The sequence below is a fragment of the Methylobacterium sp. WL19 genome (assembly GCF_008040005.1).
GTDB classification, from domain to species: Bacteria; Pseudomonadota; Alphaproteobacteria; order Rhizobiales; family Beijerinckiaceae; genus Methylobacterium; species Methylobacterium bullatum.
The window spans coordinates 14,326-39,272 of record NZ_VRVC01000019.1 but is presented as its reverse complement, the minus strand read 5'-3'; the positions used below and the strand labels follow the sequence as shown (position 1 = coordinate 39,272).

General features: G+C 66.9%; 24 protein-coding genes. 10 read left to right on the top strand and 14 right to left on the bottom strand.

The features are described 5' to 3' along the window. Positions 1-4 precede the first annotated feature (4 nt). Positions 5-1,099 carry a 5-(carboxyamino)imidazole ribonucleotide synthase gene (locus FV220_RS06165; RefSeq protein ID WP_056144807.1) on the top strand — a complete coding sequence of 365 codons (1,095 nt, stop codon included), beginning with the start codon at positions 5-7 and terminating at the stop codon, positions 1,097-1,099. Positions 1,100-1,106: 7 nt separating this feature from the next. Here FV220_RS06165 and FV220_RS06160 read toward each other — a convergent pair whose 3' ends face one another. After that, positions 1,107-2,060 carry a helix-turn-helix domain-containing protein gene (locus tag FV220_RS06160; RefSeq protein WP_147830201.1) on the bottom strand — a complete coding sequence of 318 codons (954 nt, stop codon included), beginning with the start codon at positions 2,058-2,060 and terminating at the stop codon, positions 1,107-1,109. Between the two features lie 758 nt (positions 2,061-2,818). Between FV220_RS06160 and FV220_RS06155 the strand changes: the two genes are divergently transcribed. From FV220_RS06155 to FV220_RS06135, 5 genes are all read left to right on the top strand, one after another. Then, a complete protein-coding gene (locus FV220_RS06155) occupies positions 2,819-3,046 on the top strand; it encodes a hypothetical protein (protein ID WP_147830199.1) in 228 nt (75 codons plus the stop codon). 273 nt (positions 3,047-3,319) lie between these two features. Further along, the gene (locus FV220_RS06150) at positions 3,320-3,607 is read left to right on the top strand and encodes a hypothetical protein (protein ID WP_147830197.1); all 288 of its coding nucleotides are present in this window, start codon (positions 3,320-3,322) and stop codon (positions 3,605-3,607) included. Positions 3,608-4,186: 579 nt separating this feature from the next. Continuing rightward, entirely contained in the window at positions 4,187-5,059 is an 873-nt protein-coding gene (locus FV220_RS06145; protein WP_043764308.1) for a tetratricopeptide repeat protein, read from the top strand. A gap of 10 nt (positions 5,060-5,069) precedes the next feature. After that, positions 5,070-5,579, top strand: coding sequence for a lysozyme inhibitor LprI family protein (locus FV220_RS06140; protein WP_147830195.1), 510 nt, complete (start codon positions 5,070-5,072; stop codon positions 5,577-5,579). A gap of 261 nt (positions 5,580-5,840) precedes the next feature. Next, positions 5,841-6,884: a YihY/virulence factor BrkB family protein gene (locus FV220_RS06135; protein WP_147830193.1), complete on the top strand. Its 1,044-nt coding sequence runs from the start codon at positions 5,841-5,843 to the stop codon at positions 6,882-6,884. A 71-nt stretch (positions 6,885-6,955) separates the two neighbouring features. Here the strand turns inward: FV220_RS06135 and FV220_RS06130 are convergent, their stop codons facing one another. From FV220_RS06130 to FV220_RS06115, 4 genes are all read right to left on the bottom strand, one after another. After that, entirely contained in the window at positions 6,956-7,411 is a 456-nt protein-coding gene (locus tag FV220_RS06130) for a GNAT family N-acetyltransferase (RefSeq protein ID WP_147830191.1), read from the bottom strand. A gap of 5 nt (positions 7,412-7,416) precedes the next feature. After that, positions 7,417-8,412 (bottom strand): class II fructose-bisphosphatase, encoded by a 996-nt coding sequence (gene glpX, locus FV220_RS06125; RefSeq protein WP_026175788.1) that lies wholly within the window; start codon positions 8,410-8,412, stop codon positions 7,417-7,419. 48 nt (positions 8,413-8,460) lie between these two features. Further along, complete coding sequence (locus tag FV220_RS06120; RefSeq protein ID WP_147830189.1) at positions 8,461-9,783, bottom strand: homoserine dehydrogenase; 1,323 nt, start codon at positions 9,781-9,783, stop codon at positions 8,461-8,463. A gap of 187 nt (positions 9,784-9,970) precedes the next feature. Next, positions 9,971-10,693 (bottom strand): ceramidase domain-containing protein, encoded by a 723-nt coding sequence (locus tag FV220_RS06115; protein WP_056144593.1) that lies wholly within the window; start codon positions 10,691-10,693, stop codon positions 9,971-9,973. An 86-nt stretch (positions 10,694-10,779) separates the two neighbouring features. On the opposite strand from FV220_RS06115, the gene xth reads away from it, so the two are divergent. The 4 genes from xth (at position 10,780) to FV220_RS06095 (ending at position 14,323) form a co-directional block, all read left to right on the top strand. Then, complete coding sequence (gene xth / locus FV220_RS06110; RefSeq protein WP_147830187.1) at positions 10,780-11,574, top strand: exodeoxyribonuclease III; 795 nt, start codon at positions 10,780-10,782, stop codon at positions 11,572-11,574. Positions 11,575-11,733: 159 nt separating this feature from the next. Next, the gene (locus FV220_RS06105; RefSeq protein ID WP_056144588.1) at positions 11,734-12,981 is read left to right on the top strand and encodes a DUF3419 family protein; all 1,248 of its coding nucleotides are present in this window, start codon (positions 11,734-11,736) and stop codon (positions 12,979-12,981) included. 26 nt (positions 12,982-13,007) lie between these two features. Beyond that, positions 13,008-13,634 (top strand): class I SAM-dependent methyltransferase, encoded by a 627-nt coding sequence (locus FV220_RS06100; RefSeq protein ID WP_147830220.1) that lies wholly within the window; start codon positions 13,008-13,010, stop codon positions 13,632-13,634. A 65-nt stretch (positions 13,635-13,699) separates the two neighbouring features. Beyond that, entirely contained in the window at positions 13,700-14,323 is a 624-nt protein-coding gene (locus tag FV220_RS06095; protein ID WP_056144801.1) for a glutathione S-transferase family protein, read from the top strand. Between the two features lie 141 nt (positions 14,324-14,464). Here FV220_RS06095 and FV220_RS06090 read toward each other — a convergent pair whose 3' ends face one another. The 9 genes from FV220_RS06090 to FV220_RS06050 form a co-directional block, all read right to left on the bottom strand. Further along, complete coding sequence (locus FV220_RS06090) at positions 14,465-15,364, bottom strand: tetratricopeptide repeat protein (RefSeq protein ID WP_056144582.1); 900 nt, start codon at positions 15,362-15,364, stop codon at positions 14,465-14,467. Further along, positions 15,351-17,081: a dihydroxy-acid dehydratase gene (gene ilvD, locus FV220_RS06085; protein WP_018042980.1), complete on the bottom strand. Its 1,731-nt coding sequence runs from the start codon at positions 17,079-17,081 to the stop codon at positions 15,351-15,353. The genes FV220_RS06090 and ilvD overlap by 14 nt, the downstream gene beginning before the upstream one ends. A 417-nt stretch (positions 17,082-17,498) precedes the next feature. Further along, positions 17,499-18,308, bottom strand: coding sequence for an ethanolamine ammonia-lyase subunit EutC (gene eutC, locus FV220_RS06080; protein WP_147830185.1), 810 nt, complete (start codon positions 18,306-18,308; stop codon positions 17,499-17,501). After that, on the bottom strand, positions 18,305-19,705 hold the full coding sequence (locus FV220_RS06075; RefSeq protein ID WP_147830183.1) for an ethanolamine ammonia-lyase subunit EutB: 1,401 nt from the start codon (positions 19,703-19,705) through the stop codon (positions 18,305-18,307). Before FV220_RS06075 ends, eutC begins: the two co-directional genes overlap by 4 nt. Before the next feature lie 69 nt (positions 19,706-19,774). After that, on the bottom strand, positions 19,775-20,530 hold the full coding sequence (locus tag FV220_RS06070; protein ID WP_147830181.1) for a hypothetical protein: 756 nt from the start codon (positions 20,528-20,530) through the stop codon (positions 19,775-19,777). Between the two features lie 256 nt (positions 20,531-20,786). After that, positions 20,787-21,647 carry a transglutaminase family protein gene (locus FV220_RS06065; protein WP_056144572.1) on the bottom strand — a complete coding sequence of 287 codons (861 nt, stop codon included), beginning with the start codon at positions 21,645-21,647 and terminating at the stop codon, positions 20,787-20,789. A 149-nt stretch (positions 21,648-21,796) separates the two neighbouring features. After that, positions 21,797-22,390 (bottom strand): LUD domain-containing protein, encoded by a 594-nt coding sequence (locus tag FV220_RS06060; protein ID WP_147830180.1) that lies wholly within the window; start codon positions 22,388-22,390, stop codon positions 21,797-21,799. Between the two features lie 163 nt (positions 22,391-22,553). Then, positions 22,554-24,143 (bottom strand): lactate utilization protein B, encoded by a 1,590-nt coding sequence (locus tag FV220_RS06055; RefSeq protein ID WP_147830178.1) that lies wholly within the window; start codon positions 24,141-24,143, stop codon positions 22,554-22,556. Then, positions 24,140-24,883, bottom strand: coding sequence for a (Fe-S)-binding protein (locus FV220_RS06050; RefSeq protein ID WP_018042973.1), 744 nt, complete (start codon positions 24,881-24,883; stop codon positions 24,140-24,142). The genes FV220_RS06055 and FV220_RS06050 overlap by 4 nt, the downstream gene beginning before the upstream one ends. Between the last annotated feature and the right edge of the window lie 64 nt (positions 24,884-24,947).

Here is a 24,947-nt window from a genome sequence, read left to right as displayed (position 1 = left end):
CGACATGTCCCTCGCGCCCGGTTCCACCCTCGGCATCGTCGGCGGCGGCCAGCTCGGCCGCATGATCGCTCTGGCCGCGGCCAATTACGGCCTCAAGGTCCATGTCTACGCCCCCGATGCGGCGAGCCCGGCCTTCGATGTCGCGGCCGAGACGACCTGCGCCGCCTATGACGATGCCGAGGCGCTCGCCCGCTTCGCGGCGAGCGTCGATGCCGTGACCTACGAGTTCGAGAACATCCCGCGCGAGACCGCCGACCTGCTGGCGCGCCACGCGCCTCTTCGTCCCAGCGCCGACGCATTGTCCACCACGCAGGACAGGCTCTCAGAAAAGAGCTTCATCAACGGCCTCGGCATCGCCACCGCGCCGTTCCGGCAGGTGGACACGCCGGACGACCTCGCCCGTGCGCTGGAGGCGATCGGCCTGCCAGCCGTGCTGAAGACCCGCCGCTTCGGCTATGACGGCAAGGGCCAGCGCATCATTCGCACCGCCGAAGAGGGCGACCGGAACGCGATCTTCGCCGAGTTCGGTGGCGCGCCGCTGATCCTCGAAGGGTTCGTGCCGTTCGAGCGCGAGGTTTCGGTGGTGGCAGCGCGGTCCCCCGACGGGAGCTTCGCGGCCTTCGACCTGTGCGAGAACGAGCACCGCGATCATATCCTGGCCCTCACCCGCGTGCCCGCCCCGAACCTGTCGGAGGAGACCGCCCGGATTGCGGTGGAGATCGCCCGCCGGATCGCCGAGGCGCTGGATTATGTCGGGATCCTCGCCGTCGAGATGTTCTTGGTGCGCGACGAGGCCGGCGAGCGTCTGATCGTCAACGAGATCGCGCCGCGGGTGCACAATTCCGGTCACTGGACCATCGAGGGCGCCGTGACCTCGCAATTCGCCCAGCATGTCCGCGCCGTCTGCGGCTGGCCCCTCGGCGATGCTTCGCGCGTCGCCGGCGCCTCCGTGGAGATGCGGAACCTGATCGGCGACGACATCGACGCGTGGCAGGCGCTCCTCGCCGAATCCGGCGCGCATCTTCACCTCTACGGCAAGGGCGACGCCCGGCCGGGCCGCAAGATGGGCCATGTCACGCGGGTGATCCCGGCTTCGTGAGGACGGCTCAACCCTGCCGGAGGGCGCGGACGTCCTTCGCCGACATGCCGAACCGCCGCTTGAAAGCCTTGCTGAAGCCGGGTGCATCGGTGAAGCCGCAGGCATGCATCAGGACGTTGATGGGCGTGCGGTCGTTGGAGGCCGATGTCAGCCAGCGATGGATGCGGTCCAGCCGGGCATCGCGGATCTCGGCGGCGATCCCTTCGCCGTCGGCGAAGGCACGATAGAGTTTCGAGCGGGAAACGTTGAGCGCCGCGGCCATCGCTCGAGGCCCATACGACGCGTCATGCGAATGCCGTTCGATGTGCACGCGCGCGAGAGACTGGAGCACCTCGGACGAAGCCCGATCCCCATCGTCCCGATCTCCGACGAGCGAGCGCACGATGTGAAGCGCGCCCTCGACCGCGAGCCCGGCTTCGGCCTCCGACATCCCCGTGGCAGATCGCGCGACGTCGTGCATGTATGTCGTCAGCAACTCGGTGGAGGGACTCGCGCGGATGCGACGGCCGGTCAGGGCGTCGGCGTTCCCGACCCGTGCCTCGAAATTCACGCGAGGGACGCTGAAACGGAGCTCCCGATACGGCGACAGACCTCCCACGGCAAAGGGGCGGTCGAGCCTGATGAAGCCGATATCCCCGACGCCGACCACATGACCGCAACTGCCCTGTTCCAGGTAGCCATGCCCCGACAGGAAGAAGCTGACGACGACCTCGTCGCGGCCGGCCCGCCGGATATGGCGCAGATCGCCCTCGACGCTCACCGGGCTGCTCTCCGTGAGAAGCAACGTCGTGTGCGCTGAAAGGGCGGCCAACCGGTTGGCGGAAAATGCTTCGTGGGGGTTCGGCCGGTCCACGATGCCGAGATTCTTCAACGCGGTGTTTCGCCAGAATTCGAAGGCTCGAACAGGCTCGACGTGCTTCGTCGTTTCGACAACCGTGAGCACCTTCGCGGGGGGAAACACGCACTACTCCTGGTCTCGTTCGAGGGGAACTCATGGCCGGCGCCCGCCGCACGCGTGGAGGGGCGCATCACGTCGTGCCGACGTCACGAGCGTAATCGTCAGCCGACCCAACAACATTCGATGGCGCTGTTGGTTCACTGATGAAGTCTTGTGGTAGACTGCGTAAGTATGGAGCGGCCTGTCGCGCCGCTGCATCCGCAGCCATGATTTTGGGACGGAGAGACAATTTCTGAACGTTGACCCAATCCGCTCGATGCGGGTATTTCCATTAGCGCAGCCCGCACGTTGCGCCATCTATGACGATTAAAAGTAATAAGTATTTCTTCCAATGTCTCCTAAATGCTGTGATCATATCGAATGGCATATTTCTTATAATAGAACGGTATTTTGCATTCTATAACAAGAATTATTCCTGTAGAACGTTATGCAATTGCGGGCTGTGCTAATAACGTGACTATTTTTATCGAGAATGATAACTCTGGTTGTAATGTATAACAGTTTTCTATTATTGATCTACTATCGAAGTCACCAAGCGAGTCTTGCGCCGTATAGTTCGTTTCACCTCTCGCGAGATGGTGGGGAATGCTGCAAGACATCGGTCGTTCAGTCGCCGAGTTGCCTTCCGCGATCGTCATCGTTGAGATGTCGATCCACGTGACATGGACAAATACTGATCGAGCATCGTCGTCGCGCCATCAGTGAGACTGGCGACGAAACAAAGTTCAACTTGAAATAGCAGCATGAACAGGAGAAGTTCCATGGCTTGGATCAAGCTCACGAAGGGGTCTGGTCAAGAAATTTACGTCAATACGTCTCTTCTGATTGATGTAACCGCGTCCGGTTCCGGCTCACGGATCAGATATGCCGGACATTCCGGGGCCGCAGGTACTGTGAAACCGATATCCAGCAACGTCAATCAACCGCCTGAAGAAGTCATGGATCTGATCCGTCAGATCGAGACATCGAGACAATCAGGTCATTACTAGACCACTCTCGACCTTTGGCCACCTTATTCGTTGGTCGAAGGTGATTCGTATGCCGGCGACGTCAGGGGCACTAGTGCATACATACTAGTATCGATGTTGGAGACGCTTGGCGTTATCTTTGGTGAATCTTTAGATTCTTAAGTGAATACAATTTATTTCACGGACATTTAACGGAACATCTCGTATTGTCGCGTTGTGGCCGCTGAAGGCTGGGTTTCAGGGCTCATATCAGATGAGTTCGCCAATAAACTATGTTATTCGAGGGACCTCGCCGTGGAACGGACAATCGTCGCATTCGCCAAACCAATAGCTCTTGGACTCATTTGTTTCGTATCGATACTCTACATATCGAAGAATGTTGGAGCAGCCTTCGTCATCAGCCTCGTCCCGTTGCTGTTGGGCTGGCTCGGGATCATGGAAACGTTTGCCTACGCGATTGCGGCGATGGTGTTCTTGGCGGCGGTGGCATGGGCCGCGACGCCGGTATCGGTCAAAAGTATTCTGGCCGAGCATTCGGAGCGTGCGCTCACCGATATCCAGCAGGAAATAAAGACGCGATAGGGCGAGCCGGTTGTATCGGGCCGGCGTGCTGATCCGGGGGGGCAAGGGCAAGGGCCGCAAGGATTCGCTGGCCTTGCCCGGCCCCGTTCCGTGGACTCGTCCTCCATCGCCAATCCGCTCAATGGATGCATTGCGCCGGGCGGATCCCGCTGGGTTCCCTCACCCCTGGGTGTTCGAGCCAGAGGCGTCGCCTCGTCGGCCGGGCTCGCGAATCTTCGATCCGGACGCCGGGCGTCTGTCCGAGACGGCCGGTCGAGCCATGGCGGGATAACCTCCAGGGTCATCGTGTAGGGCGTCGAAACTGCGTCTTGTCGGACACAGTCTGTCCTCGCCGTGACCTGCCGGACGGCCTTCGCGACCCCGCGCGGAAGCGAGCCTTACCTTCGCCACATCGCGCCGCTTCAGCGGGTGAGCCGGCGGGTTTTAAGCGCGTGTTCACCGCGATGCGAGACTGTGCCGGCACTCGTCGTCTTGTCCGGCATCCGAAGCGCTTCGAGGCGCCATGGTGGATGGGATGATCGATTGCAGCGGACGGGAGCGTGCCTCGGGGGGCATGGCGATCCCGAGGGGAGAGGGGCAATGACGTTTGTAGTGCCGCGTGCGAAGGCGGGTCTGGTCGGGGCCGTAGCGATCGCGGCGGCTTTGGCCGGGTGTGAGACCTATGGCGGTGGCGGGGCTTCGGCGACGCGCCAGTTCGCCGTGGTCGAGAGCGATGCCACGGGTGCCACCAGCGTCAACATCGCCTCGCTCACCGAGGTGATCCAGCGTAATCCCAACGATGCCGGCGCCTACGTCACCCGCGGCGCGGCCTATGCCCGCTCGGGCCAGTTCAACGACGCCATCGGCGATTTCACGAAGGCCGTCCAGATCGATCCGAATTCGGCCTCCGCCTACTACAACCGGGCGCTGGCCTACCGCCAGACCGGCCGCAACGATGGGGCGCTCGCCGACTTCTCGAAGGCCATCTCGGCCGATTCGAACTACGGTCCCGCCTATATCGGTCGCGCCAACGTGCTGCGTGCCCAGGGCGATCTCGACGGTGCGATGTCGGATCTCAACCAGGCGATCCGCCTGACGCCGGAATCGGCCGAGGCCTACCATGCGCGCGGCCTCGTGCGTCAGCGCCAGGGCCAGAACACCCAGGCCATCGGCGATTTCGATGCCGCCATCGACCGCAATCCCTTCGTCGCGGCGCCCTACGCCGCGCGGGGCCAGAGCCTCATCGCCACGAACCAGTTCGACAAGGCGATCGAGGATTACAACGCGGCCCTCAACGTCAACAACAAGGACGCCAGCTCCTGGGCCTATCGCGGCCTCGCCTACGAGAAGACGAACCGCAAGAAGGAGGCGATGGAGAGCTATCAGCGCGCCGCCCAGCTCGAACCGGGCAACCCCGTGGCCAAGCAGGGGCTGGGACGCGTCTCCGGCGGTGTCGGATCGCTGTTCAACTGACGCTTGCACCATGCTCCGAGGTGTCCCACACGGCATCGCCGCCTTGGCGATGCTGGCGCTGTCGTCGGGCGGTGGCGCCATCGCCCAGACGGATACGGGCCGTCAGGCCTCGTCCGATGTCGCCACGATCGAGCGCTGCGTCGCATCCGCAAAGGACGACGGCGCGCGCCTATCCTGCATCGGGCGCGTGTCCCAGCCCTGCATCGATGCGCCGGACGGGTCGGGCTCGTCCACCATGGGCATGAACGGGTGCTACGCCCGCGAGATCGCGGCCTGGGATACGCGCCTCAACCGGACCTACAAGGATGTGGGCGCCTCGATGAGCGAGAGCGCCGACCTCTCCCTGCGCGACACCCAGCGCGCCTGGATCGCGTTCCGCGACAAGGCCTGTGACTGGCCGTCCCTTGTCTATCCCGGCGGCTCCATCATCGGCCCGCTCAGCGGCGAATTCCTGCAGACCCAGACCGGACGGCGCGCCCTCGACCTCGACCGGATCAAGGCGGCGCTCACCGAGCGATAGGCGCCGGGTGCTGGCTCGAGGGTGACGGATGGGGCCGATGTGACGGGTCTGTAGCCGACCCGTCACAAGCGTTCGCAGCAGGCCCGAACATCTGGTTCTGATCATGGGTGGTTCGTCCGTGCGTCGGCCTTCTCGAAAGCCGATGCACCTGCGTGCCGGATGCCATAAGCTGAGAGCGTGGCTGACCGTCGGCTCCGGACGCCTGTCGGTCGCTACCCAGCCGTCCGAGCGGGCGTAGCCGGCTACCACAGAGGCGCAGCCATGGCCCGGGACGTCGACGAGGGAGACGACTGGCGCTCGGTGGGCACGCGTTCGCAGGATGCCGCCGCCCTCGAGACGGCACGGCAGCGGGCGCAGGAGCCCGACCGGGGCCGCGATGCGAGCCGTCCCTCCGACATTCCGAAAGCGGGATGGAAGGACATCTTCCGGCGCGTCCTCTGGGCATTGCCGCAGGATCGCGTGCTGACCACCGCCGGCGGCGTCGCCTTCTTCGCCCTGCTCGCCGTGTTTCCCGGCCTCGTTGCCGTGGTCTCGATCTACGGAGTGTTCTCCGATCCCAACGTGATCAGCCAGCATGTCGGCCTCCTGACCTACATCCTCCCCGCCGCCGCACTGGATCTGCTCTCCGAACAGCTCGTGCGGATCGCCGAACGCAGCACGGGGTCGCTCGGTCTCACCTCGACGATCAGCCTGCTCATCGCCCTGTGGAGCGCGAATTCCGGAGCCAGCGCCCTCTTCGATGCCCTCAACGTCATTTACCGGGAGCGAGAGGACCGGACCCTGGTCCGGTTCTACGCCACCACCTTCCTGTTCACCCTCGGCGGCGCCGCGTTTCTCCTCCTGACGATCAGCACGGTCGTCGTCCTTCCCGCCATCATGGAAAGCTTTGGGTTCGGGGGATTGGCCGACACGATCCTGTCCGTGGCGCGGTGGCCGGTCATCCTCGTCGTGGTGAGCTTCAGCCTGTCGCTGATCTATCGCTACGGCCCGAGCCGGCGCCGGGCGAAATGGCGCTGGGTGACCTGGGGCAGTACGCTGGCGGCGTTTCTCTGGGTCTGCACCTCCGGGGTGTTCTCCTGGTACGTCGCCAGCTTCGACAGCTACAACCGCATCTACGGATCGCTCGGCGCCGGCATCGGCTTGATGTCGTGGATGTGGCTGTCGATTGTGGTGGTCCTGCTCGGCGCCGAGATCAATTCCGAGATGGAACGCCAGACCGCCCGCGACAGCACGGAGGGACGTCCGAAACCCCTCGGCGGCCGGGACGCCTTCGCCGCCGACAACGTCGGACCGGGCCGGGAATAGATCACGTGCGACCCAACTCGGCTGTTCGGATCGTGACTCCGATGTCGGATCTCTACCGCTCGATCGCCCGCTCAGCCCGGAACCAGGATCCGCCGGTACTGGATGAAACCCGGCCGGTCGGCGAGCTTGTCGTAGAGCGCGCGTGCCGGCGCGTTGTCCTCCATCGTCAGCCAGTAGACGCGGTCGGCCCCGGCGTGACGGGCTTCCGCCGTCACCGCCTCGATCAGGGCGCGGGCGACGCCCCTGCCCCGCGACGACGGCGCCGTAAACAGGTCCTGCAGGTAGCAGTAGGGTCCGCGCGTCCAGGCCGAGGCGTGGAAGATGTAATGGACGAGCCCCACCAAGACGCCATCCTCCTCGGCCACCAGGGCGTGGAGCGGCACCAGCGGGTCGTGCAGGCGAGACCATGTCAGGTCGCGCATCTCCGGTCCGATCGCGGCCCGGTAGAAGTCGAGATAGCCCGACCACAAGCCCTCCCAGGCCTCGCGCTCGTCGGGCCGTACCGGGCGGATCGTCGGATCCGACACGGCGCTCAGGCCTCGAAACGCTCGGGCCGGCGATGTTCACCGACGATGCGGCGGACCGTACCGGTGGCGGACCGGTAGATGACCGTCTCGGTCACGATCATGCCGGACTTGAACCGCACGCCCTGCAGGAGCGCACCGTCGGTGACGCCGGTGGCGGCCACGATCACGTCGCCCCGCGCCATGTCGGCGAGCTCGTACTTCCGGTTCGGATCGCTGATGCCCATGCGGGCCGCGCGCTCGCGCTTGTCGTGGCTGTCGAGGATCAGCCGGCCCTGCATGTGGCCGCCGATGCAGCGCAGGACGCCGGCCGCGATGACCCCTTCGGGCGCCGCGCCGATGCCGAGATAGATGTCGGCACCGGTCTCGTCGGGGCTCGTCGTGTGGATGATGCCGGCGATGTCGCCGTCCGAGATCAGGCGGATTCCTGCGCCGGTCTCGCGCACGGCCGCCACGAGGGCCATGTGGCGCGGCCGGTCGAGGATGATCGCGGTGATCTCGGATGGGGCGCAGCCCTTGTGCCGGGCGAGCGCAGCGATGTTGTCGGCCGGGCTGGCGTCGAGATCGACGAGGCCCTGGGGGTAGCCTGGGCCGATGGCGATCTTCTGCATGTAGACGTCGGGCGCCGCCAGCAGCGACCCGTGCTCGGCGAGCGCCATCACGGCGATGGCGCCGGGCATGTCCTTGGCACAGAGGGTCGTCCCCTCCAGGGGGTCGACGGCGATGTCGACCTTCGGGCCGGCGCCGGTGCCGAGCTGCTCGCCGATATAGAGCATCGGCGCTTCGTCGCGCTCGCCCTCGCCGATGACGACGGTGCCGTTGATGGGCAGGAGGTTGAGCTCGCGCCGCATGGCGTCGACGGCGGCCTGGTCGGCCTCCTTCTCCCGCCCCTGCCCGCGCAGGCGGGCGGCGGCGATGGCGGCGCGCTCGGTCACCCGCGCCAGTTCGAGGCTCATGGTGCGGGATACCGGACGTCCCACCCCCCCAACGATATCGTCCGCCATCTTGGTCCCGTCCCTCACCTGGTGTCTGGGCCGCGATGGGCGGCCTTCTTATTCGCGTTCGATCCGGATCAATTGCGGCGCCTCGGCGAGGAGGCCATCGGCCGCGATGGCGTCGAGCGCCGCGCGGATGGTCCCTTCGGTGGCGGCGTAGGTGATCAGCACCAGGGGCACCGGCTGGCCGGAGCGGCCATGCGGGTCCTTGCTGGCGGCGCTCTCCGAGCGGCGCTGCAGGATGCTCTCGATGGAGATGTCGCGCTCGGCCATCCGCGTGGCGACGCCGGCCGCGACGCCGGGCCGGTCATGGACCGTGAGGCGAATGTAGTAGCCGCCCTCGTGCCGCTGCATCGCCACCCGCTCCGACGGGGCGAGGCTCGCGGTGGGGCGTCCGAAGGTCGGGCGCGCGACGCCGGCCGCGATGTCGGCGATGTCGGCCACCACCGCCGAGGCGGTCGCCTCGCCGCCGGCTCCTGGGCCGATCAGGGTGAGTTCACCCACCGCATCCGCATCGATGGTGACCGCGTTGGTGACGCCCATCACCTGGGCGATGGCGGAGGATTTCGGCACCATCGTCGGGTGGACGCGCTGCTCGATTCCGCCCTCGGCCACCTGGGCGACGCCGAGCAGCTTGATCCGGTAGCCGAGTTCCTCGGCCATGGTGAGATCGAGGGGTTGGATCGCCGAGATGCCTTCCACCGAGACACCCTCGGCATCGATCTCCACACCGAAGGCGAGGCTGACCAGGATGGCGAGCTTGTGGGCGGTGTCGAACCCCTCGACGTCGAAGGTCGGGTCGGCCTCGGCATAGCCCAAGGCCTGCGCGTCCTTGAGGCAGGCCTCGAAGGTCAGGCCCTCCCGCTCCATCCGGGTGAGGATGTAGTTGCAGGTGCCGTTCATGATTCCGTAGACGCGCGACACGGCATTGCCGGTGAGCCCCTCGCGCAGGGCCTTGATGACGGGGATGCCGCCGGCCACGGACGCCTCGTAGGCCAGGGTCACGCCCTTGGCCTCGGCGGCCTTCGCCAGGGCCGCGCCGTGATGGGCGAGGAGGGCCTTGTTGGCGGTGACCACGTGCTTGCCGGCAGCGATGGCGGCTTCCACCGTGGCCTTGGCCGGCCCTTCCGAGCCGCCGATGAGCTCCACCACGCAATCGACCTCGCCCGAGGAGGCCAGGGCGACGGGATCGTCGAACCAGGTCACGCCGGTGAGATCGAGGCCGCGGTCGCGAGTCTTGTCGCGAGAGGAGACGGCGGTGACGCGCACCTCGCGGCCCGTGGCGGCGGCGATGGCTCCTGCGCGGCGAGCGACCATCCGAACGACGGAAGCACCGACGGTGCCGAGACCGGCGACGCCGAGGCGGAGGCTCTGTGACATGGACGCGATCCGTATCTGACTTCGCTCGGCCGAGAGCGGGTTACCCGTCGTCCAAGCCTGTGCGCGACGCCGCTCCTTCGAACGGCCGGCTCTTCTGCAACGAATCCCTGTGTGGTGCAAGAAAACCCGTGGTTCCTCGCGACGCGGCGTCGAGGGGGAAAATCGGAGACCGACGGAGCCGTCCTCCTCAGGGTGCGGAACGCCGATCGTCAACCGCTGCCTCGAAGCGCCAGGCCGTGGCGATGAGGCCGTAGAGGACGGCTGCGTTGAGGCAATGCCAGAGGAAATGGGTGCCGATCGGCAGGCTTGGGCAGATGGCGGCGTCCAGGGTCCGGAAGGTCAGGGAGAGGGCGAACAGCGCGGCGATGGCGAGGAGCGAGAGGCCGGCGCGGCTCCGTGCCGGGCCGAGGAAGCATGTCTGGGGCATCAGCAAGCCGGCGGCGACGCCGACGAGGGCCAGGATGGCGGGCGCGTAGGCGATGGAACCGTTGCTCAAGCGGTCGACCGATTGGCCCGTGAGCGCGTCGAGGGCCGGTTCCAGCCCGGCCGCGAAGCCGGCAAAGCCGAGTGTCGTCAGGATCGCCGGAACGAGGGAAAGGCCGAGGAGACGCCGAAGGGCCAGGAAGAAATAGGCGTAGATGAAGAGGGCGATGGGGATGACGTCGGCGAGCATCGCCCAGCGGACGGCGAGGGTGTGGAACAGGAACGACCCGATGCCGACGAGGGCGACGAGCCCGGCCAGCGCCGTCGCCGCCCGGTCGCGTTTCGGGCCGGAGCCGGCGAGGCGGAAGGCCAGGAACGCGGCGACGAGGAAGGCGCCGTTGGAGGCGGCGTTCAGCGGCTCGGCCCAGAAGCTCGCATCCCCGCGCTCGCAATAGGCCCGGATCGGTGCGAACCAGCCGTCGGACATCCTGACTTCCTCCCCCGCGCATGCCTTGCCAGCCCGACGCGAAGGCCCGATGACGGGCGGCCCTCTCCGACCGGATCTCAGAGCCCATGCGGATCGCCACCTGGAACGTCAATTCGATCAAGCAGCGGGTCGGCCATCTCGTCGGCTTCCTCGACGAGGCCAAGCCCGACGTGGTCTGCCTGCAGGAGTTGAAATGCCAGGACGAGGGCTTTCCCCGCGCCGAGATCGAGGCGGCTGGCTACGCCGTCGAGACGCTCGGGCAGAAAGCCTATAACGGCGTGGCGCTGCTGGTGCGGGCGCCGCTCGGCATGAGCGAGGTCCGCCGTGGCCTGCCCGGCGACGAGACCGACGAGCAATCCCGCTACATCGAGGCGCTGATCTCGGGAGAGGATCTGGCCCCCGTCCGGGTGGCCTCGATCTACCTGCCCAACGGCAATCCGACGCCGGGACCGAAATACACCTACAAGCTCGGCTTCATGGAGCGGTTGCGGCTTCATGCGCGCGCGCTCCTAGCCGATGAGGAGGCCCTGGTACTGGCGGGCGATTACAACGTGATCCCCGAGCCCGAGGACGCGGCGGATGCGAGCGCCTGGGTGAACGACGCGCTGTTCCTTCCCGAGACCCGTTCCGCCTTCCGCGCCCTCCTCGCCGAAGGATTCACCGAGGCCCTGCGCGCCTGCGACCCCTCCCCCGGCCTCTACACGTTCTGGGATTACCAGGCCGGCTGCTGGCAGCGGAACCAGGGCATCCGCATCGACCACCTGCTGCTTTCGCCGCAGGCGGCCGACCGCCTTGTCTCCGCCTCCGTGCAGAAGCACCTGCGCGGCCTGGAGAAACCCTCGGACCACGTGCCGGTGACGGTCGAGCTGCGACCGCGCTGAACGGGGCCCGCGCCATGGATGTGCCGGGCGGGGCAGGACAGGTGAACGAATGATCCGTCCCCGGAGCCATCCGGAGACGATCCTCCGTCACCGGGCGGTCATGCGGATGCCGTAACGGCCCTGGCGTCGATCACGCCAACCAGCGACGCGAGACCTCGCATGACGCGCGCAGCACGGGCCATCCGCCGCGAGACGAGTCTGGGGCTCACCCAGGCCGTCCATCGCAACCGGGCTTTCTCGAAGGCGGGCGTGTCGGAACGCCTGTTCACGGCGGCCTTCAGCGGTCTGGTCTATCCGCAGATCTGGGAAGATCCGGTGGTGGACATGGCGGCACTCCGGCTGCAGCCCGACGACCACGTCGTCACCATCGCCTCGGGGGGCTGCAACGCGCTCTCCTACCTTACGGCCAACCCGGCCCGGATCAGCGCCGTCGACCTCAACGGCGCCCATGTGGCCCTGGGGAAGCTCAAGCTTGCCGCCCTCCGGCATCTGCCCGACCATGCCGCTTTCTTCGGCTTCTTCGGCCGCCCTGCCCGGCCCGAGAACGTCGCTGCCTATGACGAGATCATCCGCCAGCATCTCGACGCCACGTCCCGCGCCTATTGGGAGGCCCGACGCCTCGACGGGCGCCGCCGCATCTCGGCCTTCGAGCACGGCTTCTACCGCTACGGCCTGCTCGGCCGCTTCATCGGTGCGGGGCATTGGCTCGCCCGCCGCTACGGCTGCGATCTCGGCGCCGTGCTGACGGCGCGGGACCTCGCCGAACAGCGGACGATCTTCGAGGCCGAACTGGCCCCGCTCTTCGAGAAGACCTTCATCCGCTGGCTCATCCGCCAGCCGGCCTCGCTCTACGGTCTCGGCATTCCGCCGGCGCAATACGTCGCCCTTGCGGGCGATGGCCCCGGCGGGATGGCGGCCGTCTTGCGTCACCGTCTGGAGCGTCTCGCCTGCGGCTTCCCGATCCGGTCCAACTACTTCGCCTGGCAGGCCTTCGGCCGCGCCTACGACACCGCGCCCGACGCATCGCTGCCGCCCTATCTCCAGGCCGGGAACCACGCGGCCCTGCGCGAGCGCGCCGGCCGCCTCGACTTCCGCCAGCAATCGATGACCGAATTCCTGCGGGAGAGCCCGGCCGCCAGCGTCGATGCCGTGATCCTCCTCGATGCGCAGGACTGGATGACGGATGCCGACCTCACCGACCTGTGGACCCAGATTACCCGCGCGGCCCGGCCCGGCGCCCGCGTGATCTTCAGGACGGCGGCGGACGAGCGCCGGCTGCCCGGCCGGGTGCCGGATTCCATCCTCGGTGCCTGGGATTATGCCGAGGAGGAGAGCCGCCGCCTCGGCGAGCAGGACCGGTCGTCAATATACGGGGCGTTCCACCTCTACCGGCTGGCCTCGTCGTGAGCGAGGCGGCGCGGCTGATGGACCGGATGTACCGGCACCAGCGGCACATCTACGATGCGAGCCGGAAATTCTACCTCCTCGGCCGCGACGGCATGATCGCGGATCTCACGCCTCCCGCCGGGGGCAGCGTGCTGGAGATCGGCTGCGGCACCGGGCGCAACCTCGTGCGCATCGCGCGGACCTACCCGGATGCCCGCTGCTTCGGCCTCGATGTCTCGTCCGAGATGCTCGATACGGCTGGCCGCGCCACCGCCCGCGCGGGCCTCGCCCACCGCATCCGCCTCTCGCGAGGCGATGCCACGGCCTTCGATCCCGCCCCCCTGTTCGGGGAGGCCGAGTTCGACCGGATCGTGATCTCCTACGCCCTGTCGATGATCCCGCCCTGGCGCGCCGTCCTCGCCGAGGCCGCCGGTCACCTCGCGCCCGGCGGCTCCCTGCACGTGGTCGATTTCGGCGATCAGGGCGGTCTGCCCATGCCGGCCCGATGGCTGCTCAACCGATGGCTCGCGGGGTTCCACGTCACTCCGCGTCAGGGGCTCGCCGACACTCTCGGCGAGGTCGCGCGGACGTCGCGGCGACGCGCCCGGATCGTGCAGCGGTTCGGCGGCTATGCCGTGCATGGGGTGATCGAGCCGGATCGAAGCCCTATCTGAGGGGACGGACGGCAAGAGCCATTCGGCCTGCCCCTTCCTCCCGCCACAACAGGTTGTTTCTCCGCATGATTCTCTACGGCACGAGCTATTCGCCCTTCGTCCGCAAGATCCTCGTCACGCTGGCCGAGAAGGACGTCGCTTTCGAGCACAAGCCCGTTTTCTTCCACGCGCCGGACGAGTCGTTCCAGGCCTGCAGCCCGCTGGGCAAGATCCCGGCGATCGAGGATGACGGCTTTCGGCTGGCCGATTCCTCGGCGATCTCCGCCTATATCGAGGCCAAGCACCCGAATCCGGCCCTGTGGCCGCAGGCGCCGAAGGAGCGCGCACGCGCCGTCTGGTTCGACAAGTTCGGCGATACCGAGCTGTTCCCGGTGCTGATCAAGCCCTTCGCCGAGCGCGTGGTGAAGCCCGTCCTAATGGGCAAGCCCGGCGACGAGGCCGTGGCGGTGAAGGCGGTGACGGACGAGTTCCCGAAGCTCTACGATTACCTGGAGAGCCAGATCGACGGCCCCTACCTCGTGGGCGGCGTCTTCAGCATCGCCGACATCGCGGTCGCCACGACCTTCCACAACCTCCGGCTCGCCAAGGAGCCCGTCGATGCGAGCCGCTGGCCGAAGCTCGCCGCCTATATCGACGCGACGCTCTCGCGTCCGTCTTTCGTCACGGCGATCGCGGCGCCAACGAACTGAGCCAGCCGGGAGCCGGCTGTCGCTTCCTTTCCGGATCGCCTGGAGCGCTCTGCGCCGAAGGGTATGCCGGTTCGGCGAAAAGGAGCGCGGCACAACAAAAGCCTAGAGATGTGCCCCGACCCGAGGTGGTCGGGCGCAGCTCTAGCGACGGCGCCGGGACGATCCGGTGACCTGCGATTGAGCCTGGAGGGCCTGGGCCTGAGCCTGGGCCTTCTCTTCTTCCGAGGCGGTGGCCCAGGCCTTGTCGGACAGGGTGACGATCCAGTCGTCCTTGCGCCCTTGCGCCGATTCCCGCGCCAGCGACAGCCACATCAGGCCACGGGCCCGCTGGGCCGGAACGCCCTGCCCGTTGACCAAGAGGTCACCCAGCAGAGCCTGGGCCGGAGCATGGCCCTTTTCGGCCGCGAGGTTGAACCAGCGCGCCGCCTGACGTGGGTCGGCATCCACGCCGGTCCCTTCGAGGTAGAGTCGCGCGAGATTGTACTGGGCGTTCGGGTCGCCGAAATACGACGCCGCGTAGTTGAACATGTCGTAGGCCCGCTCCGGGTTCGGGCGCACGTAGGTGCCCTTGATCCCGTCGAGGAAATACGTGCCGAGCGCCGTGAAGGCGCTGGCGACCACGCCCGAATTCTGGGTGTCCGGCCCGTCATCGGTGTTGTCGTCGGCGATGCGCGAGAAGAACTCGAAGGCCTTCAGGTCGTCATGGGGCACGCCGTCGCCCTCGGCATACATCCGGCCGAGCTTCCACAGGGCAAGGGCGTGGCCCTGGCCTGCGGCGTATTCGAGGGCGCGGGCGGCACCCTCCTTGTCGCCGGCATTGTAGTCGCGGACGCCCGAGCGAAGGGCTTCGCGCGCCGTGCGGTAACCGCCCGTCGCGGGCACGGGCGTGCGCGCGGCGGGGTCAAGCGCCAGGGCCGAGGTGGCGCCGACGAGGAGCAGCGCGAGGGCCGCTCCCATCCGCCTCACCCGACGTGCGGCGCGACCGGGATCGGCCCCTGCCGGCCGCGCGGGCCGGCGAAGGTCAGTCCTAGACATCCGCATAGGTTTGAATCTCCTCGGCGCCCCCGGGATGGGTGACGGCGCCGTCCACCGCGGGACCGACGGTCTGCATGTATTTCCAGAGATAGCCGGAGGTCGCGGTGTTGGTCCGCGGCGTCCATTCCGCCCGCCGCTTGGCGAATTCCTCGTCGGTCACGGCCACGTCGAGCGTGCCCTTGATCGCGTCGAGGGTGATCATGTCGCCATCGCGGATCAGGCCGATCGGCCCGCCGATGGCGGCTTCGGGACCCACATGGCCGACGCAGAAACCGCGCGTCGCGCCGGAGAAGCGGCCGTCGGTGATGAGCGCGACTTTGTCGCCCATGCCCTGGCCGTAGAGCGCGGCGGTGGTCGACAGCATCTCGCGCATGCCGGGGCCGCCCTTCGGGCCTTCGTAGCGGATGACGAGAACCTCGCCCTCTTTGTAGGTGCGCTTCTGGACCGCCTCGAAACACGCTTCCTCGCCGTCGAACACGCGGGCCGGGCCGGTGAAGACCTGCTTGTCTTCCGACATGCCGGCGACCTTCACGATGGCGCCCTGGGGCGCGAGGTTGCCGCGCAGGCCGACGACGCCGCCGGTGACGGTGATGGGCGCGTTGGCGGGCCGGACCACGTCCTGGTCCGGGTTCCATGCGACGTGCTCCATGTTCTCGGCGATGGTGCGGCCTGTCACCGTCATGCAGTCGCCGTGGATGAAGCCGTGGTCGAGGAGCGTCTTGATCAGGAGCGGAATACCGCCGACCTCGAACATGTCCTTGGCGACGTAGCGTCCGCCCGGCTTCAGGTCGGCGATGTAGGGCGTGCGCTTGAAGATCTCGGCCACGTCGAACAGGTCGAACTTGATGCCGCATTCATGCGCGATCGCCGGCAGGTGCAGGGCCGCGTTGGTGGAGCCGCCCGAGGCCGCGACGGCGGCGGCGGCGTTCTCCAGGCTCTTGCGGGTGACGATGTCGCGCGGGCGGATGTTCTTGGCGATGAGCTCCATCACCTTCTCGCCCGCGGTCATGCAGAATCTGTCGCGGATCTCGTAAGGGGCCGGGGCGCCGGCCGAGTAGGGCAGCGCGAGGCCGATGGCCTCGGAGACCGTGGCCATGGTGTTGGCGGTGAACTGCGCGCCGCAGGCCCCGGCCGAGGGGCAGGCGACCTGCTCCAGCTCGTCGAGATCGTCGAGGCTCATGTCGCCGACGGCGTGCTTGCCCACCGCTTCGAACAGGTCCTGCACCGTGACGGGCTTGCCTCGGAACGAGCCGGGCAGGATCGAGCCGCCATAGATGAAGATCGACGGCACGTTGAGACGCACCATGGCCATCATCATGCCCGGCAGGGATTTGTCGCAGCCGGCCAGCCCGACGAGGGCGTCGTAGGCATGGCCGCGCATGGTCAACTCGACCGAATCGGCGATGACCTCGCGGGAGGGCAGCGAGGCGCGCATGCCGGCATGGCCCATGGCGATGCCGTCGGTGACGGTGATGGTGCAGAACTCGCGCGGCGTTCCGTTGGCGGCGGCGACACCCTTCTTCACCGCCTGCGCCTGGCGCATCAGCGAGATGTTGCAGGGCGCGGCCTCGTTCCAGCAGGAGGCGACGCCCACCAGCGGCTGGTGAATCTGTTCCTTGGTGAGACCCATGGCGTAGAGATACGAACGGTGCGGCGCCCGCTCGGGGCCCTCCGTGACGTGGCGGCTCGGAAGCTTCGACTTGTCTGTGGTACGCACGTCCATCGTCTCTCTCGGCCCCGGTCTCAGGCGCTTCGGGTGAAGCCCGGCTGTCGGCTCTCAACGCGATGGCATGCGACGCCGGTGAAGCGTCGTTCGACACCGTGAAACGCAGTCTCGGAATTCAGCGGTAAAGTGTTGGGGAAACTGTCGTTTACCGCGGATGTTGAGGTGGTCCCGGTTTATGGCGGGATCGCGGCGAATGAGGGCGTGTCCCAAGGCGAAGTCGGGATGCTTTCGCGGTGTTGCGACCCCGCCACAGCCACGCTTCGTCGGTGAGGACGGCGGGCGGGATCGGAGTCGGGGAGCGTTCGGCAAGACGACTTGCTGCGCCGCGAGCCGTGACGCGGCCCTAAATGGCGGATCTTCCGGGAGGAGGGAGCGCGTGGCGCTCGGGCTTCGCGGATGGCGTAGGCCGTTTCGTCAGGTCCGGGATGCGGTATCCATTCCGTCTTCCAGAGCCTGCTGACGTGGCGGCGGCTCCAGTTCCGGCCCGCTGCCGTCCTTGAGGTTCACGCCCGTGATTCCGCGCACGAAGGCCTCGCGCAGGAGCCAGTCGAGCTTGAACGCGGCGAGGTCGTGCGAGAGCCCGGCGGGTCGGACGTTCGAGATGCAGTTGCGTTCGGCATCCGAACGCCCGACGCGCGGGTCGAGGGTCAGGTAGATGCCGAGGCTGTCGGGCGAGGACAGGCCGGGCCGCTCGCCGATGAGCACGGCGACGGCACGGGCCTTCAGCGCCGCGCCGATCCCGTCGCCGAGGGCGACGCGCCCCTGCGTCGCCACCACGATGGGCGCCAGCGTCCATCCGGCCTTGTCGATATGCGGCTTGAAGGCGGCGAGGAACCCGGCCGCGCCCTCGTGCACCGCCCGGGCCGAGAGACCGTCCGCCACGACGATGGCGAGGTCCACCGGCTCAGAAGGTTTTTCGGCCAGGATCGTCGCGCTGTCCTCACCGAGCGTGCGGCCGAGGTCTGGCCGGCGCAGGTAGGTGGCGCGGTCCGGCGCCGCCGAGGCGAGGGTGAGGGTGGGATAGCCCAGCGCCTCGATCCCCGCGGCGACCTCGGCGGCATCCATCGGCGTGTGGACCGCGTCCCGCGCCTGGGCATGGGCGAGGCCGAAGCGCAGCACCTCGATGGTGGGCATGCCGGTGCCGGCGCGCCCGAGGCCGATCCGCGCCGGCGTCAGGCGGCTCAATCTGGTCCACGGATCCTCGGAGATGTCCTCGGCGCTCATGCGGCGATTCCCTTCTGCGCGGACAGGCCGGGAGCCGCCGCGATGAGCCGCGCGCTCGGCCCCTCTGGCAGGAGCGCGCCCTCGGCGTCGGTGAGGCCGATCTGTTCGAGCCACGCCTCGAATTCCGGCGCGCGTTTCAGGCCGAGCACCTCCCGCACGTAGAGCGAGTCGTGGAACGAGGTGGATTGGTAGTTCAGCATCACGTCGTCGGCACCGGGAATACCCATGACGAAGGTGCAGCCCGCCGCTCCCAGCAAGGTCAGCAGCGTGTCCATGTCGTTCTGGTCGGCTTCGGCGTGATTGGTGTAGCAAACGTCGCAACCCAGCGGCAGGCCCATGAGCTTGCCGCAGAAATGGTCCTCCAGCCCGGCCCGGATGATCTCCCGCCCGTCATAGAGATATTCCGGCCCGATGAAGCCGACCACGGTGTTGACGAGGAGCGGCCGGAACGGGCGCGCGACGGCGTAGGCCCGTGCCTCAAGGGTCTGCTGGTCGATGCCGTGATGGGCATTGGCCGAGAGCGCCGAACCCTGACCGGTCTCGAAATACATGCAGTTGTCGCCCACCGTGCCGCGTTTGAGGGCGAGCGCCGCCTCGTGCGCCTCCTTCAGGACGGCCAAGGTGACGCCGAAACTGGCATTGGCCTTCTGCGTGCCCGCGATGGACTGGAACACGAGATCCACCGGCAGGCCCCGGTTCATCGCCTCCAGGGTGGTGGTGACATGGGTGAGGATGCAGCCCTGCGTCGGGATCGCGAGACGCTGGATCAGGTCGTCGAAGAGGTGGAGGAGACCGCTCAGGGTGGAGACCGAGTCGGAGGCCGGGTTGAGGCCGATCACCGCATCGCCGCAGCCATAAGACAGCCCGTCGACGATGGCGGCGGTGATGCCGGCGGCATCGTCGGTGGGGTGGTTGGGCTGGAGGCGGACGGAGAGCCGGCCGGGCAGACCGATCGTGTTGCGGAACTTCGTCACCACCCGGCATTTGCGCGCCACCAGGATCAGGTCCTGATGGCGCATGATCTTCGAGACGGCGGCGGCGATCTCCGGCGTGATGCCGGGCGAGATCCGGGTCAGCGTCTCGGAGGACGCCTTGATCAGGAACTCGCGGAAATCGCCGACGGTGAGATGCGCGATCTCCCTGAAGGCCACCGCATCGTGCGTGTCGAGGATGAGGCGGGTGACGTCGTCCTCCTCGTAGGGAATGAGGGGTTTCGCCAGGATCTCCGACAGCGGCACCTCGGACAGGCACCAGCGCGCCGCCATCCCCTCTTCCGCCGATTCCGCCGCGATGCCGGCGAGCCGGTCGCCCGAGCGGAGCGGCGTGGCCTTGGCCATCAGCGTCGCGAGATCCGCGAAGACGTGGGTCTTGGGGCCGACGATATGGCGATAGGTCATGTCTCAATGCTCCTGCATCGCCGTCGCGAAAACCATGCGTCGCGAAAATCGAGCCACCCGGCAGGGTGGTTATCCCACCTCTCGCCTTGGGCTGAAAAGACCGAGGTCTCTAAAGATCTGCGCCTCGAGGACGGCGCGAAGGACGAGGCCGAACAGGGAGAACGGGAGAATCAGAATTTCCGTGAGGATCGAGGGCGGCGTCCCTGCCCTACCCGCTGGCTGATCGCTGGAGGCGAAGACCAGAACGCCCAGAAGGAGCGCGAGCGCCACGAGAGGGAGGGCCACGCGAAAGCCGATGTAGAAGATGGTCCAGACCTGACCGGCCGTGGCCCGAAACGCGGCCTGCGGCGTGACCTCCAACCCCTCGATCGCGAGGGTGGGTCCGACGGTGAAGAGACGGCTCGTCAGCCAGATGGTGAGGACGAAAGCGGGAATCATCAGGAGACCGAGCGCAGCCATGGGAAGGATCGCCACCCGCGCCCACAGGATGCCGATGAGAAACCATCCGAGGTGATAGGCGATAAGATCCTTCCGCCGCATCGCCTCGTTCAGCAGGGTCTGGGCGCTCTCCGGCCGCAAGCCGAGGACATGACGATAGATCGCCATCGTGTAAGGGACGAGGAGGACGGTGACGGCGATCTCGATGAGAGCGGCCGTCAGTGATCCGCTCGAGTTTTTCGAACCGCTCATACGGGCGGAGAGGAGCGACTGAACGATCAGGGCGAGGGCGACGAGCCCCGTCTCGCGCCACAGGGAAGTGACCGCGCGAAACGCATCGCGGTAAGCCGCGGATGTGGATCCGCGCGTCTGAAGAGGGGCTGCCATCGTGCCTCGTTCCCTACCGTCGTGCGCATGGGAAAAGCCGATCTATAGCCGGCCGAACCAGCGTTCGACTGAAAAAAGCGAGGGTGATCCCCTTTAATTCAGTATCAGGCATAGAAGGGGGCAAGGCTTAGCGTCCGGCGGGATGTGTCGGCTCGATGTCGCCCCCACATGACATCCCAGCCGAATATCGCGCGTGCCTCCTTCCAGATCAATCGGGCTCGGATCACAGGATGCCGTCATCCTGTGATCCTGTCGTTCAGGCCGCGCCCGCATGCGGGGCCGGCAACTCCGTCGAGATCGCGTCCACCGTGCGCTGGGGCGGGCTGCCGAGGCCGTCGGAGCGGGCGATGCGGATCTGTTGGTTGACCGGTTGCATGTTGCCGTAGGGCGTCGAGAACGCGATCTCGGCCGCATCCCGGCCGACGCCGATGCGGACCAGGCCGTCGAGATCGGCCTGGCGCGTGGCATCGAACAGCCACCACCGGCCGTCGAGATAGGCCTCGAACACTGCGTGGAAGTCGCTCGGCACAAGGCCGTGGGCGTAGCAGCTCACGAAGCGGGCGGGGATGCCCAGGGCCCGGCAGAAGGCCGTGCCGATATGAGCGAAATCGCGGCACACGCCGGCGCGCTTGAGCAGGCTCTCGTCGGCGGTGGTCTCACCGTCGCTGGTGCCGGGCTGGTAGGTCAGGTGATCGTGGATCCAATTGCAGATCGCGTTGACGCGCTGATGTCCCTTGGGGTGCGCCCCGAACTCGGCCTGCGCGAAGGGCGTCAGCCGGTCGGAGGAGACGAAGCGGCTCGGCAGCAGGAAGGGAAGGATGTCGAGGGGAAGCTGCGAGATCGGCGTCTCGTTGATCGTGGCCGGATCGGCCCGGTGGACGGTGAGTTCGACCTCGGCGTTGTATTCCAACGAGAACTGGCCGGCGGGGACGTTCACGCCGAGATAGCGGTTCTGCAGGTCGGGCGAGATGTAGATTTCCCGCTTCAGGTCCGGCTTGAGCGTCAGCGTCTCGCTCAGAATCTCGAGGCTCTTCAAACGAGCCACTTCGATATTGAAGATGAAGGTCGTGTCCGAGAGTATGTTATAAGACAGACTGCAACCGAGCGTGTAGCGCATGGACGTTCCTTCCTCCGTTAGGGATGTCCTAGCAAGGATTACGCCCGTCGTGGCGACAAGGATCCTGCGGGAAAGGCCGAGTTCTGCCGTTTCCCGGGGGCAGTGCCAGGGGAGGCGCAGCCCACCCGTCGCCCCTTGAGGCCGACCTGTCAGGCGCGGGGGAGCAGGATCACCGTGAGCGAGCGCACGCCCTGCGCGCCGTGGATCAGAACGCCCTCGATGTCGGCGGTGGCCGACGGACCGGTATGGAGCACGGCATAAGCCGCACGGCCGAAATCCGGCCGGCGATAGGCCGCCTGGATGTTGACCAGGATGTCGGCGGGATCGAGCAGCACGACGAGGTGCTGGGCGAGATAGGCCACCGCGTTCACCTTCAGCTCGTCCTGTGTGAACAGCACGGACCCGGTCTCGGCCACGCCGAACACGGCGCGGACGACGGCGACGTCCACATCGGCGAGATCAGCGGGCAACGCCACGCGGGAGAGATCGCGGTTGCCGGCGATCTCCGGCACCGCCGAGGCGATCACCGCGCTGTCGTCCAGCCGCTCGCGCACGGCGGAGAAGGGGTCCTCACCCGGAACCGGCGCCGCGATGCGCCCGCCCATGCGCTTGAGGCGCTCGCCGAACTCCGCCACGAGATCGTCGCCGACAAGCGGCTCGAAGTCCGGGATGTCCGGCAGGGGATGGTCGCCGGCGGGGCGGTTCTTACGGATGCGGGCCAGGGTGTCGTCGCGGGAGCTCATCGTCCAACACTCCAACGACGATCACTCGGCCATAGGGCGTCTCTCAGGACGTGGCTCCTCTGGATACTCCCCCTCACCTTCGGCTGCCGCCTCGGCGCGCTCCCCGACGAGGGGGAGGCGCGCCTCGGCCGGAGTGAGCCGTGGAGCACGACATTCGGCCCGCTCACGCGTCCGTCTCCGGCTTCTTGTCCATCCGGTTCTGCTTGTACCAGCTGTGGAAGCTCTGGCGCGGGCTGTCGGGCATCTCGCGTCCCTTCCCCCAGGTGTTGAGCGGGTTGTAGACCGCAAAGCGCGGCAGCGCCCTGAGGGCGGAATCAGCGGCACCGATGGCGGCGCGGTAGGTGGCGGGCCGGCTCAGCACCTGCCCCGCCGCCTTCATCATGCCCTGCTTCAGGAGCGGGATCTGATGCTCCTCCGCCAGAACCTTGCGCCAGGCGAAGATCTGCTCGTGAATGTTGATCTTCACCGGGCAGACATTGGTGCAGCTGCCGTTCATGGTCGAGGAGAAAGGCAGGGTCGAGTATTTCCGCTTGTTGAAGGTCGGGTCGATGATGAGGCCGATCGGGCCGGAATAGGTGGCGCCGTAGGAAAGGCCGCCGCTGCGCCGGTAGACCGGGCAGGTGTTCATGCAGGCGCCGCAGCGTATGCATTTGAGCGACGTCCAGAACTCCTCCATGCCGAGCCGCTCGGAGCGGCCGTTATCGACCAGCACGTAGTGCATTTCGCTGCCCTCGCGGGGCGCGCGGAAATGCGAGGTGTACTGGGTGATCGGCGAGCCGAGGGCCGAGCGTGCGAGCAGGCGCAGGAACACGCCCAGATGTTCGATGCGCGGGATCAGCTTCTCGATGCCGATGGAATGGATCTGAAGCTTCGGCACGTTGCCCGAGAGGTCGGCATTGCCCTCGTTGGTGCAGGTCACCACCGTGCCGGTCTCGGCAATGGCGAAGTTGCAGCCGGTCATGCCTGCATCCGCCTCCAGGATGAGGGGTCGCGTATGCATGCGCTGGCTCTCGGCCAGGTAATGGGCGTCGTCGTTCTCCGGGTCGGTGCCCATGGTCTTGGCGAAGACGGCGGCCACGTCGAACCGGGTCTTGTGCACCGCCGGCACCACCACGTGGCTCGGCTCCTCGTTGTCGAGCTGCTGGATGCGCTCGCCGAGATCGGTCTCGATCACCTCGATGCCCGTGCCGGCCATGTAGTGCCGGAAACCGCATTCCTCGGTGAGCATCGACTTCGACTTGATCAACGACTTGGCGCCGTGATCCTTCAGGATGCCGTGGACGATACGGTTGTGCTCGGCCCCGTCCGCCGCCCAATGGACATGGACTCCGTTGGCCTTCGCATTTGCCTCGAATTCTTCGAGATACCGATCGAGATTCGACAGGGTGTGCGCCTTGATCTGCGAGGCGAGGTCGCGCAGCTCCTCCCATTCCGGAATCCCGAACGCGGCCGTGTCGCGCTTCTTGCGAAGATCCCACAGGCGTTCGTCATGGGCCTTCTGGTGAAGTGGGGCCGCAAGGAAGCGCTCGGCGGCCTCGGCCTGATCGATCGGCCGGTTGCCGCGGATCTTGGCACCGCGCGGCTGAGGTTCCCGCGCCGCCTTCGCCTGGGGCTCGGCGCTGATCGGCCTCGTGGTCGCTTCGGCGTGATCGAGGCGGCGGCCGTCCTGGCCGCGCTCGCTCTCGTCGCCGGCCTTGGCGACGTCCGGATGGATCATACGGTCGCGGGGGCCGCTCTCCTCATGCGCGCTCATGCCGAGACTCCGTTGAGGATGCGGGCGATGTGGATGAACTTGAGCGGCACGCCGATCCGGGCGGCGCAGCCCTTCTGGTGCATCATGCAGGACGAGTCGGACGAGACGACGTATTCGGCCCCGGCACGGCTGTGGTCGCTGACCTTGTCGTAGCCCATCTTGGCGGACACGGCCGGCTCGAACACGCTGAACGTGCCGCCGAATCCGCAGCATTCGTCCGGCCGTGCCGGTGTGACGATCTCGATCCCCTTCACCTTGGACAGGAGATCGAGGGGCTTCGAATAGGCCGGCTTGTTGAGCTCGGAAGGCCGCGCGTGATGGATGCCGCGCAGGGCGTTGCAGTTCGAATGGTAGCCGACCTTGTGTGGGAACTCCGCCCAGGGGAAGGCATCGACCTTCAGCACGTCGTGCAGAAACTCCACCAGTTCGAAGGTCTTGGCACGGACGTCCTTCACCTCGTCCGTCTGCGGGATCGCGGTGAGATGCTCGCGCACCTGATGCACGCAGGAGCCGGACGGGGCGACGATGTAGTCGAACGGGGCGAAGTTCCTGACGAAGAGCGCCTCCGTCGCCGCAGCCTCGGCATGGCAACCGGTATTGGTCATCGGCTGGCCGCAGCAGGTCTGGTCGAAAGGATAGGCCACGTCGAGGCCGAAGCGTTCCAGCAATTCCAGCGTCGCGATGCCGACTTCAGGCTCGAAAGCATCGACGTAGCACGGCACGAACAGTCCGATGCGCATGGAAACCGGTCTTCTCTCCTGGGATGCGGCCGCCGTTCAACCCGTCGGCCGCATCACCGTTCAG